This is a genomic window from Shewanella zhangzhouensis, assembly GCF_019457615.1.
GTDB classification, from domain to species: Bacteria; Pseudomonadota; Gammaproteobacteria; order Enterobacterales; family Shewanellaceae; genus Shewanella; species Shewanella zhangzhouensis.
Genome location: NZ_CP080414.1, coordinates 3,515,354 through 3,528,776, shown reverse-complemented (window position 1 = coordinate 3,528,776; position 13,423 = coordinate 3,515,354). Strand labels below are relative to the sequence as shown.

General features: G+C 55.9%; 15 protein-coding genes. 9 read left to right on the top strand and 6 right to left on the bottom strand.

Features of this window, described 5'->3' with window-relative positions; genetic code table 11:
• Positions 1–126: 126 nt before the first annotated feature.
• From K0H63_RS15515 to K0H63_RS15495, 5 genes are read left to right on the top strand one after another with little or no spacing between them, the layout of a single operon-like run.
• The gene (locus K0H63_RS15515; RefSeq protein ID WP_220065459.1) at positions 127–1,173 is read left to right on the top strand and encodes an aminoglycoside phosphotransferase family protein; all 1,047 of its coding nucleotides are present in this window, start codon (positions 127–129) and stop codon (positions 1,171–1,173) included.
• Positions 1,170–1,850, top strand: a complete 681-nt coding sequence (gene murU / locus K0H63_RS15510) for an N-acetylmuramate alpha-1-phosphate uridylyltransferase MurU (RefSeq protein ID WP_220065458.1) — start codon at positions 1,170–1,172, stop codon at positions 1,848–1,850. Before K0H63_RS15515 ends, murU begins: the two co-directional genes overlap by 4 nt.
• A gap of 9 nt (positions 1,851–1,859) precedes the next feature.
• Positions 1,860–2,630 carry a co-chaperone DjlA gene (djlA, locus tag K0H63_RS15505; protein WP_220065457.1) on the top strand — a complete coding sequence of 257 codons (771 nt, stop codon included), beginning with the start codon at positions 1,860–1,862 and terminating at the stop codon, positions 2,628–2,630.
• 16 nt (positions 2,631–2,646) lie between these two features.
• Entirely contained in the window at positions 2,647–3,264 is a 618-nt protein-coding gene (locus K0H63_RS15500) for a porin family protein (RefSeq protein WP_220065456.1), read from the top strand.
• Positions 3,265–3,266: 2 nt separating this feature from the next.
• Complete coding sequence (locus K0H63_RS15495) at positions 3,267–4,220, top strand: D-2-hydroxyacid dehydrogenase (RefSeq protein ID WP_220065455.1); 954 nt, start codon at positions 3,267–3,269, stop codon at positions 4,218–4,220.
• A gap of 27 nt (positions 4,221–4,247) precedes the next feature.
• On the opposite strand, the gene K0H63_RS15490 is transcribed toward K0H63_RS15495, so the two are convergent.
• The 4 genes from K0H63_RS15490 to purT all read right to left on the bottom strand — a co-directional run bounded on the left by K0H63_RS15490 (position 4,248) and on the right by purT (position 7,665).
• Complete coding sequence (locus tag K0H63_RS15490; protein WP_220065454.1) at positions 4,248–5,060, bottom strand: DUF4198 domain-containing protein; 813 nt, start codon at positions 5,058–5,060, stop codon at positions 4,248–4,250.
• A 13-nt stretch (positions 5,061–5,073) separates the two neighbouring features.
• Complete coding sequence (locus K0H63_RS15485; RefSeq protein WP_220065453.1) at positions 5,074–5,571, bottom strand: DUF2271 domain-containing protein; 498 nt, start codon at positions 5,569–5,571, stop codon at positions 5,074–5,076.
• A gap of 7 nt (positions 5,572–5,578) precedes the next feature.
• Entirely contained in the window at positions 5,579–6,184 is a 606-nt protein-coding gene (locus K0H63_RS15480; RefSeq protein WP_220065452.1) for a PepSY-associated TM helix domain-containing protein, read from the bottom strand.
• Positions 6,185–6,486: 302 nt separating this feature from the next.
• Entirely contained in the window at positions 6,487–7,665 is a 1,179-nt protein-coding gene (purT, locus tag K0H63_RS15475; RefSeq protein ID WP_220065451.1) for a formate-dependent phosphoribosylglycinamide formyltransferase, read from the bottom strand.
• A gap of 198 nt (positions 7,666–7,863) precedes the next feature.
• Here purT and K0H63_RS15470 point away from each other — a divergent pair, with 198 nt between their 5' ends.
• The 3 genes from K0H63_RS15470 (at position 7,864) to K0H63_RS15460 (ending at position 10,946) form a co-directional block, all read left to right on the top strand.
• Positions 7,864–8,241, top strand: coding sequence for a DUF3302 domain-containing protein (locus K0H63_RS15470; RefSeq protein WP_220065450.1), 378 nt, complete (start codon positions 7,864–7,866; stop codon positions 8,239–8,241).
• Between the two features lie 2 nt (positions 8,242–8,243).
• A complete protein-coding gene (locus K0H63_RS15465) occupies positions 8,244–9,389 on the top strand; it encodes an HlyD family secretion protein (protein ID WP_220065449.1) in 1,146 nt (381 codons plus the stop codon).
• Between the two features lie 84 nt (positions 9,390–9,473).
• Positions 9,474–10,946 (top strand): AAA family ATPase, encoded by a 1,473-nt coding sequence (locus K0H63_RS15460; protein WP_220065448.1) that lies wholly within the window; start codon positions 9,474–9,476, stop codon positions 10,944–10,946.
• Between the two features lie 186 nt (positions 10,947–11,132).
• Here the strand turns inward: K0H63_RS15460 and K0H63_RS15455 are convergent, their stop codons facing one another.
• A complete protein-coding gene (locus K0H63_RS15455; RefSeq protein ID WP_220065447.1) occupies positions 11,133–11,660 on the bottom strand; it encodes a DUF4136 domain-containing protein in 528 nt (175 codons plus the stop codon).
• A gap of 131 nt (positions 11,661–11,791) precedes the next feature.
• On the opposite strand from K0H63_RS15455, the gene K0H63_RS15450 reads away from it, so the two are divergent.
• Positions 11,792–12,112 carry a DUF1289 domain-containing protein gene (locus tag K0H63_RS15450; protein ID WP_220065446.1) on the top strand — a complete coding sequence of 107 codons (321 nt, stop codon included), beginning with the start codon at positions 11,792–11,794 and terminating at the stop codon, positions 12,110–12,112.
• Between the two features lie 47 nt (positions 12,113–12,159).
• Here the strand turns inward: K0H63_RS15450 and K0H63_RS15445 are convergent, their stop codons facing one another.
• Positions 12,160–13,422: a sensor histidine kinase gene (locus K0H63_RS15445; RefSeq protein WP_220065445.1), complete on the bottom strand. Its 1,263-nt coding sequence runs from the start codon at positions 13,420–13,422 to the stop codon at positions 12,160–12,162.
• Position 13,423: the final 1 nt, after the last annotated feature.

Sequence of the window (13,423 nt, the reverse complement as noted above, 5' to 3'; positions counted from 1 at the left end):
TATTCGTTATCTGGATTTCACTATCCGGGCTTTAGCTGGAAACTGAGAGGAGGGAAAAGTTGCACTCGTCTCCAGTACAATCAAGCCAATAGGACTGTATCAACGAATTGGCTGTTTCCATTAAATATGCTGGCTATAATAAAGCAATTTTTTGCCAAGAGCCATGGAACGACCGTGTCAGACTCGAGATTTCTTGCCCTTAATCATTGGCTTTCCAACACCTTTGGAGCGCCACTTTCCCCTGTGCTGATTTCCGGCGATGCCAGCTTCAGACGCTACTTTCGCGCAGTGCATCAGGGTCGTGCCATGGTGATCATGGACACCCCGGTTGCCCTTATCCCCACTGAGCCCTTTGTGGCGGTGCGTGATGCCTACGCAGCAGCCGGTCTGCCGGTGCCGGCCATCATCGCCAAAGACGACGAGCAGGGCTTTATGGCGCTGGAGGACTTTGGCGATGTGCAGCTTTTGTCGCTGCTCAATAGCCAAAGCGTGCGCCAATGGTATCCCACAGCGCTGGCACTCTTGCCGGGCATTGCGGCGGTAACCCAAACGGCGCTGGGACCATTGCCCGACTATGATGATGCCTTTGTGCGCCGTGAGCTTGGCATCTTTACCGAGTGGCTGCTTGGCACCCATCTCAAGCTGGAATTAACCAGCGACGAAAAAGCCATCATTGCCGACGCTTTCGATATGCTGACCGAAAACGCCCTGGAGCAACCCAGGGTGGGCATGCACAGAGACTTTCACAGTCGCAATCTGATGGTGGTAGATGGCGAGCTTAAGTTGCTGGATTTTCAGGACGCTGTGCTTGGACCTGTGACCTATGATGCGGTGTCGCTGCTGCGGGACTGTTACATTCGCTGGAGCGAAGATCTGGTGGATGACATGTTGGTGGAGTTCTTTGTGCTGGCCCACGAGCACGCACTGGTGCCGCCAGACACAGATATGGTGCAGTTCAGACGTTGGTTTGAGCTGATGGGGTTACAGCGTCATATCAAAGCTGCCGGTATTTTTGCCCGCCTCAATCACAGAGATGGTAAGGCCGGTTACCTCAAGGATATCCCGCTGACCATGCACTATATTCGCGATGTGGCGGTTCGCTATAAGGAACTCGGCGACTTTGCCCAGTTCATCATGGGGCGGGTCATGCCGGCGCTGGAGGCGAGCGCATGAAAGCCATGATCCTGGCCGCCGGGCGGGGCGAGCGCTTAAGACCGCTCACCGACACAATACCCAAACCTCTGGTGCAAGCCGCTGGCAAACCCCTGATTGAATATCACCTCGAAAAGCTCGCGGCTATTGGGGTGCGTGAGGTGGTCATCAATACCGCCTGGCTCGGGCACAAGTTGGTGGAAACCCTTGAAGATGGCCGCCGGTTTGGTGTGACTATCCACTACAGCCATGAAGACGAGGCGCTGGAAACCGCGGGCGGTATTCTTAAAGCCTTGCCTTTGCTGGGGGATGCCCCTTTTCTGGTGGTCAATGGTGATATCTATATCGATACCTTGCCCCGGCTTGCACCCAGTCCTGAACTGTTGTCGGGGGATACCCTGGCGCATCTCTACATGGTGGACAATCCGCCACAGCATCCCCAGGGGGATTTTGCGCTCGAACAGGGCATACTCAGCGCTGAGGGAAGTCCGAAGTTTACCTTCTCCGGTATCGGCATTTATCATCCGGCGCTCTTTCGCGCGCTGGCACCCGGGCGTCATGCGCTGGGGCCGCTGCTGTGCCAACAAATGAAAAATGGGCGCATTCGCGGCGAACATTTTGACCAATATTGGTGCGATGTGGGCACACCCGAGAGGCTCGATGCCCTCAATCAACGACTTATGGCGCTTGGAGTGTAACGTCCGTTTATGAAGTACAAAGGCAAGTTTTTTGGTTTTCTGATTGGCTTTATGTTCGGCAAGATTTTTGGCGCCTTGCTTGGCCTGGTGGTTGGGCACTGGTTCGATAAACGATTTGCCGGCGCCGCGGGTTCAGGCAGCAAGCGCCAACAGGTGTTTTTCAGCACGACCTTTGCGGTGATGGGGCATGTGGCCAAGGCATCCGGCCGGGTTACCGAGGCCGATATCCGTTTGGCATCGGATCTGATGGATCAGCTGAGGCTCGACAGCGAAGCCCGCCGTCAGGCGCAGCAGGCGTTTCGGGATGGCAAGGCAGGTGATTTCGATCTCAAGGGTAATCTCAGGGCGTTCAGGCTGTTATCCATGGGCCGTAACGAATTGTTGCAGATGTTCCTGGAGATCCAAATCCAGGTGGCCTTGGCCGACGGCGAGCTGCACCCCAACGAGCACAGAATCCTCAAGGTGGTCGCATCGGAGCTGGGCTTCCGGGATGATGCATTGGAAATGCTGCTTGGCCGCTGGCAGGCAGAAGTGAATTTTGGCCGTCGTGGCGGGGCTGGCAAGACCTCGCTCAAGGATGCCTACGGCTTGTTAGGCATAGAAGAATCTGCTACTGATCAGGACGTTAAGCGAGCCTACCGCAAACTGATGAATGAACATCATCCCGACAAACTGGTGGCCAAGGGCTTACCGGAGGAAATGATGGAACTCGCCAAGCGCAAGGCTCAGGATATCCAGGCCGCCTATGAGGCGGTCAAGGCCGCGCGAAAGATGCGCTGATTTCAGGGAGAGAGCCATGAAATACCCGCTCAGTTTGCTGTTTGCCGCGTCACTGTCGGTGTCACCGCTGGTGGCCGCCGAGGTGTATGTTACCCCCTTTGCCGGTTACAGTTTTGCCGCCAGCAGTCTGGATGCCAACCGTGACGGGCTCGATACCAATGGCAGCGTCAGTGCCGAAGAGTCCTCCCATTACGGCATCATACTGGGAACCACCACCAATCATCCCGGCAATATGTACGTGCTTTATTCGTCCCAAAGTACCGACCTGATAGCGGGTGGCAACTTTTCAAACGAGCGCATCACCTCCCTTAAACTCGACTACGCCCACGTGGGTGGCAGCCTGTATTTCCCCAGCGGGGATTTTCTGCCCTATGTCACCGCCTCCATGGGCTTGACCCAGATGCGCCCGGGGGACGACTACAGCGACGAAACCCGCTTTTCGCTGGGGCTTGGCGTTGGCGCCGAATATCGCCTCGGTGAACGTCTTGCTCTGGTGGCCGACATTCGTGCCTTCGCCACTTTCATCGACAGCGAAAACAGCCTCTTTTGCGATGCCAATAACTGTTTGTGGCAGGTGAATGCCGACCTGATGTGGCAGGGGCAGGCCAACGTCGGCGTCAGTTTCAGGTTCTAATCATGTCAGTAATTTGTGTATTGGATGGCTTCACCCTTAATCCCGGCGATCTGGATTGGTCGCCCCTGGCTGATATAGGCCCCTTTGGGGTCCATGACAGGACACCGAAAGCGCTTATTCTGAGCCGCGCCGCCGGTGCCCGCTTTGTGCTGACCAATAAAACCGTGCTCGATGCTGCCACGCTCGAGGCCTTACCGGCGCTGGAATACATAGGGGTGCTGGCAACGGGTACCAATGTGGTGGACGTAGCGGCCGCTAAACGCCTTGGGATAGCGGTCACCAATGTGCCCGGTTATGGTCCGGACGCGGTAGCACAAATGGGCTTTGCCCATGTGCTGCATCACATGTCCCGGGTGAGTGCCCACCATGATGCGGTTATCCAGGGGCAATGGAGCGGCCAGGCCGACTTTTGTTTTACTCTGGGGCAGCTGGAGTCATTGTCCGGCAAGACCCTGGGTCTGGTGGGCTTTGGTGACATAGCACGGCAAATGGCGCGAATTGGTATGGCCTTTGGTATGAAGTTACTGGTGCATAGTCGCAGTAAACCCCTGGATTTACCTGAGGGAGCGCAGTTTGTTGCACTGGACACCCTGTTTGCCGAATCCGATGTGTTATCGCTCCATTGCCCGCTGACCGACGACACCCGGGACATGGTCAATCGCAAAAGCCTGGCACTGATGAAACAGGGTGCCCTGCTTATCAATACCGCCCGTGGCGGCCTGGTGGATGAAGCTGCACTGGCGGAAGCGCTCAACGTCGGGCGCGTCAGGGCTGGGGTCGATGTGCTCTCTACCGAGCCGCCGTCGCCAGATAACCCGCTGCTCCATGCCGCCAATATCAGCATCACTCCCCATAATGCCTGGGCTACCGTTAAGGCGAGGCAGAGGCTGCTGGATATTGCGATTGAAAACCTCAGGGCATTCAGCCGTGGTGAAAACGTAAACCGGGTCGATTGACCCGGTTTTTTATGTCTGCTGAGGCTGTTACTGCAGGGACGCTTCGAAGGTTAAAAAGATTTCGCTCACCGTCTTATCGGCAAGGCGGGTGTCTTTCATGGCTTCTTCGTACTCAGCGTGCAGCAAAAAGCGACCCGCCTTGGCGGGAGTAAACTGCACCAGACCATCTTTGTCGCTGACCAGGCTCATTTCTTCAATCTGATTGCGATAGCGGGTGCCATCGGCGACCACATTCACCTTCACACCTTGCGCCGGGTTTCCGTTAAACAGCAACTTGAGGCTCAAAGGCTCGCCTTCCACAAAGTCAGCCGGGTGGGTAACAGGCACCAATTCCAGATACTCGCCCTTGGGAGTAAAGGCCTTGTCCGAGGGCTTATTGAGGGTGACATAAGACTCAACCCGGGAAAAATACAGCGCACCTTCGAGCTCCACCGCATCCTTTGGCATAGCGGCGTGGGTAGCAGCCTTGTCAAGGTTACTTCTGACCGGCTTGTCCTGCCCCTTGATTTTGTAACGGGAGAAATAACGCGGCTTGGCCTCTTTCTCCAGGCGGTAGGTGCCTTCATCCGTTAACTGATAATCGAACACGCTGCGGCGACTGCCCCGGTAGCTGGAACTCGGCCTGTCGGTGTTACCCTCGGGGGTGATGATAAGCACATCTTCGGCGCCGAAGGGTTTATCGACCTCAAATACCTGATTGCTGGCGCTGACGTCGGCACTTATCCATACCCCTTTGCCGTCTTCGGCAGACACGTTGAAATGAGTAGGCAGTATCCAGCGATCATGGGCCTGGGTAAGGGGCTGAAACAGCAGTGCTGTCAGTGGAATAAGACGTTTCATAGGGCTCCTTGGCTTAGCGGGAATAGTGAATTTGGCTCTCGCCGGTTTCGCTGGTGGCGGGCAGCTTAACGTTGAAATCATTGCCGGGCAGGCTGAAGGGATGGCGGATAAGCTCACGGCCACCATGTTCCCTGACGACCTCAATAAAGAGCTGATAGTCACCCTCGGCCAGCGGTTTCCCCTCATCGTAGGACAGATCCCAGTCGAGGTGATACTTGCCTGCGGGGCGCGTGGCCGACGACACTCCATCGACCATGGCGGGATTATCCCGACCGGCCTTGCGCCACCAACGGCGAATATCTTTAAACCACTTGTGGCCATCGTGTTGTACCCACAGCGCCAGGGTCTTTACCGATTCACCGCGGCTGTTCTCAACCCACACGGCGGTATAGGGCCTGTGGTATTGGCCCGTGGTGATTTCTTTAAGGCTCAGTTCGAGCTGCATCTGGGCGAAGGTGCTGGTGCTGATGCCGCACAGGGCACTCACCAATAGCAGGGATTTCAGTTTCATCAGGCTTTCATCCGGGAATCGATAACCAATAGATGGCCACACAGGCGGCGGTAACACCGCCCATATAGCCAAGGGAACGTTTGAGTCTGCGGCTCTGGGGTAGCAGCAAAAAGGCACCGGTCAGGGAAAACAGCAGCATCAGTATGGCGCTGGCGTCGATCACCAGGCCCCAGATGCCGCCGCTGTTGCGGCCCTTGTGTAAATCGTTAAGCACGGCCACCAGGCCATAGTCCAGACTCTCCACCTGCACTTCGGCCATTTCTGTGTCCAGCAGTATGGTGCGGTAACGACCGGGCCCCTTTTGAACAAGCACCAGCTCATCGACACTCACCTCAATCTGTTGGCGCTGGCCCTGCCACTGGCTTGCCATCCAATGGGCGGCGGCCTCCTGCCAATCTTGGTCATCGGCGGCAATGGGCAGGAGGAAGTCGGGTAACGCCAAGGACTCGGTATGGCTGCTGGCGTTGGATGCACCAAACCAGTCAGGGTGATTGAGGGTGATGCCGGTAAAGGCAAAAAACAGCATCAGCAGCAAGAGTGCCATCGACACATACACATGGAGCGTTCTGGCGATGGAAAGCGCCTTTTTGGAGGGGCGCAGTGATACAGACATAGGGAAACCGTGACTCCCGACAGGGAGGTGCTCAACAACAATGGCTTAAATCTAATTGAGAGTAATTCTCACCAAAAGACTATTTACAATGTTTACAACGGCTGTGTTGCGGGAGCCTTTACCCTCAAGTCGAATGCTCCGATTAACCCCGGCAGTGAGGGAAGATGTGCACAAATGGAGGGATTTACCGACCCGTTCTCAGGCAAAACGCGACAGGGGAAATAGGCCACGCCCCGGAAGCTCGGATTTTCCGTGACGTGGCGATGGAGCCAGTTAAAGCGCTTCTCTGTTCAGCTCACTGGTCAGTTAAAGTGCACCTTGATACAGGCAGCGCTGGCAAGCGCGGTTTTCAGGGCTTCATCTATGCTGGCACCCCGGGCCAGGGCGACCCCAAGTCGGCGTCTGCCATGGATTTCCGGCTTGGCGAAGAGGCGCACCTGAGTAGTTGGCAGCGCCAAGGCATCGGCGAGGCCCGAGTAACCAATATTGCTGGATTCCCCTTCAACCAAAACCACTGCCGACGCGCTTGGGCCATGCTGGACTATAGTCCCCACCGGCAGCCCCAGAATGGCGCGTACATGCAGGGCAAACTCAGACAGGTCCTGGCTGATGAGGGTCACCATGCCGGTATCGTGTGGGCGTGGTGACACCTCGGAGAAATACACGGCATCCCCTTTGATAAAGAGCTCAACCCCAAAGAGGCCGTAGCCGCCAAGGTTTTGCACCACTTCCCTGGCGATATGCTGTGCCCGCTCCAGCGCAAGGCTGCTCATGGCCTGGGGCTGCCATGATTCGCGGTAGTCACCATCTTCCTGGCGATGGCCTATGGGGGCACAGAAATGAATGCCGTCCACCGCCGAGATGGTTAGCAGGGTAATTTCGTAATCAAAGTCGATAAAGCCTTCGACAATAATGCGCCCCTCACCGGCGCGGCCACCGCTTTGGGCATAATCCCAGGCTTTTTGAACGTCACTTAGGCTTCGAATAACGCTTTGTCCCTTACCGGAGGAGCTCATCACGGGTTTCACCACGCAGGGAATGCCTGTGACCTCGAGGGCGGCCTGCAGCTCGGCCAGGCTATCGCAAAACACATAGGGCGAGGTTGGCAGCGCCAATGTTTCGGCGGCGAGGCGGCGTATGCCTTCTCTGTCCATGGTCAGGCGGGTGGCTCGGGCTGTGGGTACGACTTTAAGCCCGTCGGCTTCCAGCTCGACCAGCGTTTGGGTGGCGATGGCTTCAATTTCCGGGATCACCAAGTGGGGCTTTTCACTGGCAATGAGTGCCTTGAGCGCCTCACCATCGAGCATATTGATGACATGGCTGCGATGGGCCACCTGCATGGCAGGGGCGTTGGGATAACGGTCAACCGCAATGACTTCAACGCCGAGACGCTGAAGTTCAATGGCCACTTCTTTGCCAAGCTCGCCTGAGCCAAGCAGCATGGCGCGGGTAGCGCCCTGGGTGTAGGGGGTGCCTATCATGGCTGTTATTCCTCGTTCTTGTTTAATGTCAAAAATCATAACCCGGAATTTGCCAGTATCAGGCAATAAAGTTGGAAAATTGTGGGCAAAATCAACAGAGGAGTTGCAAAACTCTCAAGCGGCCTCACGGTTATTTTTTTCAAAACTACGCTACTATTTGTTAACAAATTTTGTGAAGCAGGTTAAACGGAGGTATCTGTGTTTCTCGATTACTTTGCATTGGTAGTCTTAATTTTTGTGGTGGTAGTGATGTTTTACGGCATCATCGCCATCCACGACATCCCATACGAAATTGCCAAAAAGCGTAATCATCCCCAACAGGATGCGCTGCATATTGCCGGCTGGGTGAGTCTTTTTACCCTGCACGTGCTTTGGCCCTTTTTGTGGATTTGGGCCACCCTCTATCGTGAAGACCGGGGCTGGGGCTTTGGTACCGTGGTCAAGCGTGAGCTTGAACTGGAAGAAAAGGTCAAGGAGCTCAGTGCCGACCTGAAGGCGCTGGAGAGTCGGCTGCAGTTGCTGGAGTCAGGCGGCGCACAAAGCGCTGAAGTTCAATCCCGGGATGAGGAGAAATAGTCATGGATTTACTGCTTATCCTGACCTATACCGCCATCTGTGTGGTGATATTCAAAGTCTTCAAAATCCCCCTCAACAAATGGACTGTGCCCACGGCAGTATTGGGCGGCATTGTACTTTTGGGCACCTTGTTGCTACTGATGAATTACAACCATCCTTACAGCCGCTTTGCCCGCGAGTATTTTGTTACCGTACCCATTAATCCCTTGGTCACCGGCAAGGTGGTGGAAGTGGCCGTGATGCCCAACGTGCCAATTCGGGAAGGTGAGGTGCTGTTTCGGCTGGATCCCAGACCCTTTGAGTCGGCACTAATCCAGAAACAGGCGGCACTGAAAGCGGCGGAGCAGGAAGTGCCTCAGCTTGAGGCCGCGTGGGAAACCGCCAAGGCCAGCGTGGAGCGCGCCCAGGCCGACAGAGACAGAAGTAAATCTGAGTATGAACGCTATGAGGCGGGGCGTCGCAAGGGCGGTGCCAACTCGCCTTTTACCGCCCTCGAACTGGATAACAAGCGCCAGCTATACTTTGCTGCCGAGGCGCAGCTCACTGCCGCCAAGGCCGAGGAAATGCGGGTTCGCTATGCCTATGAGTCCAACATCGACGGGGTGAATACCAAGGTCGCTGCGGCCAGGGCCGAGCTTGCCAAAGCTGAGTTCGACCTTGAGCAATCTGTGGTCCGTGCACCCACCGATGGCATTGTCACTCACATGGCGCTGCGCCCCGGTATGGTGGTGGTGCCCATGCCACTCAGGCCTGTGATGAGTTTTATCCCCAACGAGCAGCGTTATTTTGTGGGCGCGTTTTGGCAAAACTCCATGTTGAGACTCAAGGCCGGTGACGAGGCCGAAGTGATACTGGATGCGGCCCCGGGGCAGGTATTTAAAGGCCGGGTTGCCAAGGTTCTGCCCGCCATGGCTGAGGGCGAAGTACAGGCCAATGGTCAGCTGCAATCCTCCGCCAGAATGTTCCAGCGGGGCAGGGTATTGGTGATGATTGAGTTTGAACGCTCTGACGAGATACAGGCCTTCCCGGCCGGGGTGGCGGGGCAGGTGGCCATCTACACAGACCACTTCTCTCATGTTGCTGTGATGCGAAAAGTACTGCTTCGGATGCAGGGCTGGCTCAACTACCTCTTCGGCGAAGGGCACTAGAGCAAGCCGCTGTCCAGATTCAGCAAATCCATGCATAATCCAGAGGCCCACCCCAGGGGCCTCTTTTGTTAGCCGGAAGACAAGATGCAGGATATCAAGGATTTAACAGCAGTACTCAGATCGAATACTCCCATAGTGGTGATTGAAACCTACGAAGAATATCGGGTTATCGAGTTGCTGAAACGGGTCGCCATGACCCTGTATCAGCCCCTGTTTACCTGGTCGGTCACCTCGGGCTTATCCCGGGTCGATAAAGACATGGGTACCCAAAAATTCAATACCGATCCCGCTGAGCTGCTCGGGCAAATCAAATCCACTCAACAACAGGGCATCTATGTGCTCTGTGATTTTCATCCCTTTGTGCAGGATGCGCCGCGCAATGTCCGGCTACTGAAAGAAATCGCACTCGAATACGATGCACTGAAGCACACCCTGGTACTGGTCAGTCATGCCTTTGAGATCCCGCCGGAAATCCGCCGCTACTGCGCCCATTTCCGCCTGTCTTTACCCAGTCGCAACCAGCTTGAAAATCTCATAGTGGATGAAATCGACAAGGTGCGCCGTCAGGGCTTGCCGCTGGTGGCTGATGAGTCTGCCATTGCCCGCCTGGCCGATAACCTGCGTGGCGTGACCTTTGATGACGCCCGCCGCCTTATTCATAAGGCCATAGTGGATGATGGCGCCATCACCCATGATGATGTGGAGCGGGTCAATCAGGCCAAGTTCCGCCTGATGGACATGGATGGGGTGCTGAGGTACGAGTACGACACCAGCAGTTTTTCCGACATTGCCGGCCTGCATAATCTTAAAGAGTGGCTCAAGGCCCGCGCCCCCGAACTCTCGCCCCAAAGCAGTGCGCCGCCCCCCAAAGGCATCATGCTGCTGGGTGTGCAGGGCAGTGGCAAGAGCCTGGCCGCCAAGGCCGTGGCCGGTGCCTGGCAGCGACCACTGCTGCGCCTCGATATGGCGGCGCTCTATAACAAATACATAGGGGAAACCGAGAAAAATCTGCGTCAGGCGCTGGAGTTGGCCGACCTGATGGCGCCCTGTGTGCTTTGGGTGGACGAAATTGAAAAGGGCATCAGCGGCAGCAGCAGTGACGAAGGCACCTCACAGCGGATTCTGGGCACCCTGTTGACCTGGATGGCAGAGCGTAAATCCGATGTGTTTTTGGTGGCCACCGCCAATGATATTCAGGCACTGCCCCCTGAGCTGATGCGAAAGGGACGCATGGATGAAATTTTCTTTGTCGACTTACCCGACGAGGAAATCCGTAAAGCCATCTTCCTTATTCACTGTAAAAAGCGGGGCGTCGATGTAACCAGCATGGATTTGGGACTCTTGTCCCGAGCCAGTCAGGGGTTCAGTGGCGCCGAAATTGAGCAGTCAGTGATTTCAGCTATCTACTCGGCGGCGAGTCGACGCCAGCCGGTGGATCAGGCCATTATCCTGGAAGAGCTGTCCCGCACCCGTCCTCTGTCTGTGGTGATGCGGGAGAAAATCGATAGCCTCAGGGCCTGGGCAAAGGGCCGCACAGTGAATGCCCATTTGGATTAGCCTGCCGGACCACCAGAGGCTGAGCATGTGAGTTGAGCATGCGAACAGTGTATGTGAACAGTGCATGTGAACAGTGCATGTGAAAAAGCCACCCATTGGGTGGCTTTTTACACAGCGGCACTTATGGCAGCGAGCCTTGCCGTATGCGCGCAGGTACTGTCAGTGGGCGTTACTTTGGCGTGGGCGTTACCTTGGCGTGGGCGGAAAGGCGGCCAGTATCTTGGCTACGGTTTTTTGGGTGGCCTCGGCTTTGTCTTCACCGCCATCGCTGAATTCAAAGTTGTCGCTGCCACGCCACAACAGGCGATCGCCGCTGGCCGTCAATATATCAATTTGAATCTGTTGATATTGTTTCTCACCACCAAGGGGCAGACCAACGCTGGTACCTACACTGACGCCCCCCGAATGCCCCCAGGAGCCGGTGCCAAGCCCAATGGACAAACCAGAGCTCGGTGGCTTGGTGCCGGTTTGAAACACCCAGGTCACTCTGAAATCCGGGGTATCGCTCTGGCTCATGCCTTTGGCCATCAGGGTTTGTGTCACCGCCATGGCGATACGCTCTGAACTCAGGGGGTCATTGGTTTGTTCCGGGGTTTGCAGGGCAAAGTGTTTCATTGCCGCAAAATTGGTGTTGGGGTCGTAATCGGTTTTCGGGCCGCTCTGGCATGCCGCAAGCGATAACAGGGCGAGTGTCAGGATAAGGGTTCTCAACATGGTTATTCTCCCGTTTTTTATCTACTTTGCGCCTTGGCGATGGTCATGGCAAGCCTGCAGGCTGTAGATTATTTCGCCTTTTTCAGGGTTTGATGTTATACCTAGCGGACAGCGTTCAGTGTCTCGAATCCATGGAACAGTTAGTCTTTTTCGAAATTCCCAGCCCCTGTATCAACGTGTGTCAGAGTGACAACCGTGGCTATTGCCTGGGCTGCTTTCGCAGTCGTGACGAACGCTTCCACTGGCAAAATTTGAATGACGCCCAAAAGACTGAAGTGATTCGCCTTTGTCGTGACCGCAAGCGCCGCCGTGCCTATGCCCTGCACAAGGCCAGGCTGGAGGCCCTGAATGCCGAGCGCGCCTCTGCCAATGGGCGTCTGGCGCTGGAAGATGAGCAGGCAAACGATAACAATGATACCGAACTGGATCTTGGCCATTTCAGTCTGGACTGAATATCAGCCGCGCTGAACTGTATCGCTAAAATAACCCTTCAGGATGACTAACTGCGTGCTCGCATATGCAGAGTAAAGCGGGTTTTCCCCGGTTCACTCTCAAGGCTTACTTTGCCCTTATGGCGCTGCATAATGCGCTTGATGATGGCCAGTCCCAACCCGTGTCCCTTGTTGCCGTTCTGGCTGCTGCTCACCCGATAAAAGGGCTCAAAAATCTTGCCCTGATCCGCAAGCGGGATCCCTTCACCATCGTCCTCTACCGACAGGCGCCATTCATTGTCGGCCCGTACCAGCTCGATACCAATGCGGGTGTGGGCAAACCGGATGGCATTGGTGATGAGATTCTGCAGGGCGCGCTCGATAAGGGAGGGGTCCGCCGGTACCTGGACATCCTTTTCCGGCAAATGCAGCTCGATGGGCACCTGACTTAAACTTTGCAGTCGCTGCGCCACCTGGCGGGTGAGGGCGCTGAGGTTGCTGGTTTCAAACTTCAGCCCTTCCTTGGGGGCTTCCAGGCTGGCATAGGTCAAGAGCTCTGAGAGCAGCTGTTCCATCTCCTTGATATCCAACTGCATATCAGCAAGAAATTGGGTGAGCTTTTCGTCGTCATTGTCTTTGCCGCAATAACCCGGCAGCAGCGCCAGGGCAAACTTGAGCCGGGCCAGCGGGGTGCGGATTTCGTGGGATACGGCATTGGTCAGGTGCTGCTGGTTTTCAATCAGGGCGCTGATATGGCGCGCCATCTCATTGAAGGTATCGGCCAGGCTTTTTACCTGAGAGCGCTTCGACAGGGCGATACGGGTATCCCATTTTGCCCGGCCAAAGGCTTCAGTGGCTTCCCGCAGTATGCGGATATCCCGCGACAGTGGCCACACCCACAGCAGGGCGACACCGGCCAGCAGTCCATAGAAAAACAGCGTAAAGAGCCCGCGCAGGTTTTCTCTGGGATCAATCTCCATGGGGCCTGCCATCAGCACCTGTTCACCCACCCGTACCAGACGCATTTCCTTATCGTCATCGAGGGCAATGGTAAACACTCGGCCGCTGCTCAGGGATTCGTTGTTGGAGAGGGCCACCTGGCTGGCACTCAGGAGTGACAGGGGCAGTGTCTTGTCTTCTTCGAATTTGGCGAGGTGTTTTGCCCGCTCGGCTTCGGGCATTTCAGACAGCAGGCTGGCCAGTGCCAGAAAGGGCGCGTCTTCTGCGGCGGAGTCGTCCACATTGTGGTACCAGAGGCTATCCAGGGTCCAGCCAATGCCCAGAATGGACAGACTCAGCAGCAGATAAAGGCTGACGAAGAGGCGTTTCACG

Excerpts from the sequence above, each read along its gene's own strand:
- K0H63_RS15515 (WP_220065459.1), top strand. The coding sequence starts at position 127 with ATGCTGGCTATAATAAAGCAATTTTTTGCCAAGAGCCATGGAACGACC.
- murU (WP_220065458.1), top strand. The coding sequence starts at position 1,170 with ATGAAAGCCATGATCCTGGCCGCCGGGCGGGGCGAGCGCTTAAGACCG.
- djlA (WP_220065457.1), top strand. The coding sequence starts at position 1,860 with ATGAAGTACAAAGGCAAGTTTTTTGGTTTTCTGATTGGCTTTATGTTC.
- K0H63_RS15500 (WP_220065456.1), top strand. The coding sequence starts at position 2,647 with ATGAAATACCCGCTCAGTTTGCTGTTTGCCGCGTCACTGTCGGTGTCA.
- K0H63_RS15495 (WP_220065455.1), top strand. The coding sequence starts at position 3,267 with ATGTCAGTAATTTGTGTATTGGATGGCTTCACCCTTAATCCCGGCGAT.
- K0H63_RS15490 (WP_220065454.1), bottom strand. The coding sequence starts at position 5,060 with ATGAAACGTCTTATTCCACTGACAGCACTGCTGTTTCAGCCCCTTACC.
- K0H63_RS15485 (WP_220065453.1), bottom strand. The coding sequence starts at position 5,571 with ATGAAACTGAAATCCCTGCTATTGGTGAGTGCCCTGTGCGGCATCAGC.
- K0H63_RS15480 (WP_220065452.1), bottom strand. The coding sequence starts at position 6,184 with ATGTCTGTATCACTGCGCCCCTCCAAAAAGGCGCTTTCCATCGCCAGA.
- purT (WP_220065451.1), bottom strand. The coding sequence starts at position 7,665 with ATGATAGGCACCCCCTACACCCAGGGCGCTACCCGCGCCATGCTGCTT.
- K0H63_RS15465 (WP_220065449.1), top strand. The coding sequence starts at position 8,244 with ATGGATTTACTGCTTATCCTGACCTATACCGCCATCTGTGTGGTGATA.
- K0H63_RS15460 (WP_220065448.1), top strand. The coding sequence starts at position 9,474 with ATGCAGGATATCAAGGATTTAACAGCAGTACTCAGATCGAATACTCCC.
- K0H63_RS15455 (WP_220065447.1), bottom strand. The coding sequence starts at position 11,660 with ATGTTGAGAACCCTTATCCTGACACTCGCCCTGTTATCGCTTGCGGCA.
- K0H63_RS15450 (WP_220065446.1), top strand. The coding sequence starts at position 11,792 with ATGGAACAGTTAGTCTTTTTCGAAATTCCCAGCCCCTGTATCAACGTG.